This window comes from Chitinophaga sp. (genome assembly GCF_035564935.1).
Taxonomy (GTDB): domain Bacteria; phylum Bacteroidota; class Bacteroidia; order Chitinophagales; family Chitinophagaceae; genus Chitinophaga.
Map to the genome: position 1 here is coordinate 1 of NZ_DATMTE010000157.1, position 4,827 is coordinate 4,827.

Below are 4,827 nucleotides of genomic sequence, written 5' to 3' on the forward strand. Positions count from 1 at the left end.
TTCCCCCATTATTGCTAATTCCATAAAGGATAATCAGATATCGCCACTTAATAAAATCAAAAAAGATAATCGGCATAATCATAAGTCAGACAACCTTCGCTAAATATCCGTTTTACATCTCCCCAAATCCTTTAAAATCAAAAATGATCAAATCAGGATAATCAGTGTAATCAGCGTAATCCTGAGTCAGACAAAATCCACTTATATCTCCCCAAATCCTTTAAAATCAAAAATGATCAAATCAGGGTAATCAGCATAATCAGTTTAATCCTGAGTCAGACAAAATCCGCTTATATCTCCCCAAATCATCAAAATCAAACATGATCAAATCAGGGTAATCAGTGTAATCAGTTTAATCCTGAGTCAGACAAAATCCGCTCCTTCCGCAGCTGCCGGGTGGTTTTCCGGCTGCCATCTGCACTCCAGCCAGGGGCATCAAAAATATAATGTATGGCTTCACGGAGTGAGCGGGAATGCCTCACGTCGCGCCATATATCCAGCCATTCGTGGGTAGCGATACGGAATGGATTATAGGTATGTATATTTTTGGTGAGACCATATACCGGTCGTTGCTTTTCCGGAGTGAACGTGCCAAACATACGGTCCCAGATAATAAGGATGCCCGCATGATTGCGATCCAGGTAATCAATATCGGAGCCATGATGCACGCGGTGATGCGAGGGCGTATTGAATATATACTCAATGGGCGCCGGTAATTTGTGAATAACTTCTGTATGGATCCAGAACTGGTAGATAAGGCTGATAGCCTGCATACTCATCACTATTATGGGGTGGAACCCTGCAAGCGGCATCCAGAGCCAGAATGTGAAAGTACCGGTTAAGTTGCCTGTCCACGTTTGGTGCAGGGCAGTAGCGAGGTTGTATTTTTCAGATGAGTGATGAATTACATGGGAGGCCCAGAAAAAACGGATACCATGACTGCAGCGGTGAAACCAATAGTAACTGAAATCATCTGCAAAAAAACACAGTACCCATGCCCACCAGGTAAACCCTAATGTAAACAGCCGGAACTGGTAGAGGAAGAGGTAGATGCCAAAAATAACAGCTTTGGTGAAGATCCCGATGAATACATTACCAAGGCCCATAGCGATGCTGCTGAGGGCGTCTTTCGGTTCATACATATTCTTTTTATCGATTGCTGTAAAAACAATTTCCAGCAATATCAGCAGTACAAATCCTGGAATGGCATATGTGATCAGGTCGGGAGGCATACGTGATAACTTTCCGTTACGGAAGTTAACGATTTTTTATGGGGCTTCCAATGGGAGATTAAAGCAAAAATGCCACGGGAAAAACTTTTCCCCGCGGCATTTTATATAAAAAGAGGTATTATTTAAACGTTCTTTCAGCGCGACTTACAGCAGATGTGCCAAACCAGCCGAGGATCTTTGTTTTACCGGAAGGAGTGGTGTTATGAACATTGCTTTTTACATTTTCCAGTACTTTGGCAAATAATCCGCCGGCGTTTACCTGGTTATTTACCTGGGTAAGGAAATCATAACTGGGATGGGTAAGAGAAAGCATTCTTACAATGGCTTTTTCATTTGCCTGGAAAGGTTTGTCGTAATCTGTGATGCCCTCTCTAATTGGTAAAATAAAGGTATTGCCATCAGATACGCCTTCGTCGTAAGAGCCGTCAATGGAGAAGTTGTCTTCCAAACGCCTGAGGGTATCATTGCGGTAGGAGCGGATCCAGTAATAATCGGTTGCACCGGCCAGGTCTTTGGCGTGAAACTTTGCGTAGTAGCCTTCTTTGCCGCTGATAGATTCTTCTTTTGTTTTAAATTCATAAGAGATGGAATCCACTGTTGTTACCCTTTTGATGCTGTCAAAGGCTTCAAATATTTCACCTTTCAATTCTACATGCAGTTTATATCCGTGGCCTATAACACCGATGGCTTTTGCGGAGGCATCGTAAGTGTATTTGTTGTCTTTAAATACGAATGGGTACGAATCGCCGCTGGTCAGATCAAACAGGGTGATCTTCGCATCATCGATGATGGGAGCGGGACTGTTATCAGTATAAGGTACCGACATGGTAAACTTGATGGTTTGTATACCGGCTTCATTGGTAATCCACGCATCCAGTACCGGGTAGGATATTCCTTTCGCAATGTCCAGGTCGATCTTGTCTTCGCAGGCCGTAAAACCTGCAACAACAGCAAACAATATGAGGAATAATGACTTTTTCATCTGGTCTTGAATTTTGGACAATTAAAACTTGAAGTTATATGTGATACCGGGAATGATGGAACCTATGATAGACAGGCGCACTGCTTCCCGTTTGGTTGGATCGTCGTCGTTTTGTTTAAAGTAGATGGTGTAGGCATTCCTGCGGCCATATACGTTATACAGGGAGAATACCCATTCTCCTTTCCAGCGTTTCAGTTGTTTGCCTTTCAGGGTCATCGACAGGTCCAGTCTGTGGTATGCCGGGAGGCGGTAGTTGTTACGTTTTTCGGTACTGTTGTAAGGAATGTCCCAGTCCTGAAATTCCAGCCTGTTATCAGCGAAAGTTCCTGGTGTGCCGGAGGCAAATACCCAGTTGGCCGATAAGGAAGTACGTTTCGTGAAAGTATGGGTTAATACCAGGTTCAGGTTATGTGTACGGTCGTAGCGGTTCAGGAACCATTCATCCATACTGATGCCGGTGGTTTTCCTTTCCGTGCGGGATAAGGTATAGCTTACCCAGCCCGTGGTTTTACCGATATCTTTTTTTGCGTACACTTCCAGTCCGTATGCGCGTCCCTGTGATGGCAGGAGATCTGCTTCGATCAAAGGATTCAGCTGCAGGTTAGCGTTGTCGATATAATCCAGCTGGTTGTCTGTTGTTTTGTAAAATACTTCGGCAGACAGTTCGTAGGCATCGTTGGGCGCATTGTAGAAGTAGCCTGCAGTGTACTGGTCAGACACCATTGGTTTGATATTGTTGGTGCTGGGTGTCCAGATATCCAGCGGCGTAGGGGATGCGGTGTTGGAGAGCTGGTGCATGAACTGTGTGGTTCTGCTATAGGCCAGCTTTACAGCATGCTGATCTGTAAATGCATACCGTGCGCTCAGCCTTGGCTCGAAGTAGTAGTAACCTTTGATGAGGTCATTGGCGCCGTATTCTTTACTGCCAATGAGTGTTTTGCGGATGCCGGGCGTGGTATCGTTGAAGTAGTAGGCAGTTCCTTTTCCTACGAATTGGTAGGCAGATAAACGGCCTCCGTACTGGATACCGAATTTCTTGGTGGGTTTCCATTCATGATCTACATATACTGCCGATTCCAGGGCATGCTGATCAGACAGTTGTTTTACATGCTTAAGATCGCCTTCCGTGCTGGTACCAGTACCGGGTTTAAAGGTATAGTAAATGCCTTGCACGCCGAAGTGCAGGGTGTTGGTGGAATTGATGTAATAGGTGAAGGACGGTTTCAATCCATAGTTAATGATGTTGGAGGTCCAGTCGTAACCCTGTGCATCTTCATTGGCGCCTCTTTTTGAATCATTGCTGAACTTCAGGCTGTAGTCGTACTTACTATAATAAGTAGTGAGGTTCAGGAACAGGCGGTTAGTGAAAACATGGTTCCATCTTACGGTAGCGGTGCTGTTGCCCCAGTTCATGTTTACATCTTTTCCAAAACCAAAAACATCCCTGCCGAAGTAGCCGCTAACAAATACGGAGTTGTTTTTATTGAATTTGTAATTGGCCTTGGCGGTGATGTCGTAGAAGTTAAGCTTGGTATCTTTCATATCTCCCTTCACAAAAGGTTTCATCAGCAGGTCTATATAAGATCTCCTGGCGGCCACGATAAAGGAGGATTTATCTTTTACGAGCGGGCCTTCTACAGACAGGCGGCTGAAGATGTTACCAATACCGCCGTTTACGTTAAAGTCCTGGTTGTTACCATCTTTCATGCGGATATCCAATACAGAAGAGGTTCTGCCGCCATATTCGGCCGGGAAGCCGCCTTTGATAAGGTTCAGGCTTTTTACGGCATCGGGGTTGAAAACGGAAAAGAAGCCGAGCATGTGGGTGGAGTTGTATACAGGGGCTTCATCCAGCAGGATGAGATTTTCATCGCTGTTACCCCCACGTACGTTAAAGCCCGAAGCGCCTTCCCCAACGGTATTAACACCCGGAAGGGTCTGGATGGCCCGGAGTACATCTACTTCTCCCATGAAAGTGGGCATCTTTTTCATTTGCTGTATATCCAGCTTATTGATACTGGTGTTCAGGGTATTAACGGTCCTTTCCTGTTTCTGGCCATTCACCGTAACGGTGTTCAGCTGGCTGCTGGTGGCTTCCATGCTAACATCCAGGGTTATGTTCTTCTTCAGGTCAACGGTAGTTTTGTAGGTACCGTAGCCCATATAGGAGAACTGGAGTTCGTGTTCCCCGGCTGGAAGCGTGAGGGAATAAAATCCGTACTGGTTACTTACTGTACCCAGGCTGGTGCCGCTTTTGCCGATGGAGATGCCTACCAGGCTTTCCCCGTTCTTTTTGTCTTTTACATAGCCGCTTACGGTATACCGTTGCTGCTGTGCGTTAATTGAGTGTCCTGTCAGGATCATAAGAAGGAGTGACAGCAACATGGTTACCTTAATTTTCATAAAAGTCAGGTGCAGTTTTATAGAATGTCTGTTGCGTTTTTGTAGCATGCTTATAAGACGCCGCAAAAATATATTACCCCTACGGGGATAAATTATTTTTTTACATCATGAATATGTTATAACACGTTTAAACGAAAAAAGGAAGGCATTTCGCCTTCCTTTTCAATAAATACGGGGAGACGCTCTCAGTCCAGGATGGCACAGTTAAAC

Annotated in this window: 3 protein-coding genes; all 3 read right to left on the reverse strand. The window is 45.0% G+C overall.

Annotated features, from left to right (window positions below; genetic code table 11):
- Positions 1-347 precede the first annotated feature (347 nt).
- The 3 genes from VN105_RS04250 to VN105_RS04260 all read right to left on the reverse strand — a co-directional run bounded on the left by VN105_RS04250 (position 348) and on the right by VN105_RS04260 (position 4,617).
- Entirely contained in the window at positions 348-1,232 is an 885-nt protein-coding gene (locus tag VN105_RS04250; RefSeq protein WP_325638257.1) for a sterol desaturase family protein, read from the reverse strand.
- A gap of 118 nt (positions 1,233-1,350) precedes the next feature.
- A complete protein-coding gene (locus VN105_RS04255; protein WP_325638259.1) occupies positions 1,351-2,214 on the reverse strand; it encodes a DUF4249 domain-containing protein in 864 nt (287 codons plus the stop codon).
- Positions 2,215-2,235: 21 nt separating this feature from the next.
- A complete protein-coding gene (locus tag VN105_RS04260; RefSeq protein WP_325638261.1) occupies positions 2,236-4,617 on the reverse strand; it encodes a TonB-dependent receptor in 2,382 nt (793 codons plus the stop codon).
- Positions 4,618-4,827 lie beyond the last annotated feature (210 nt).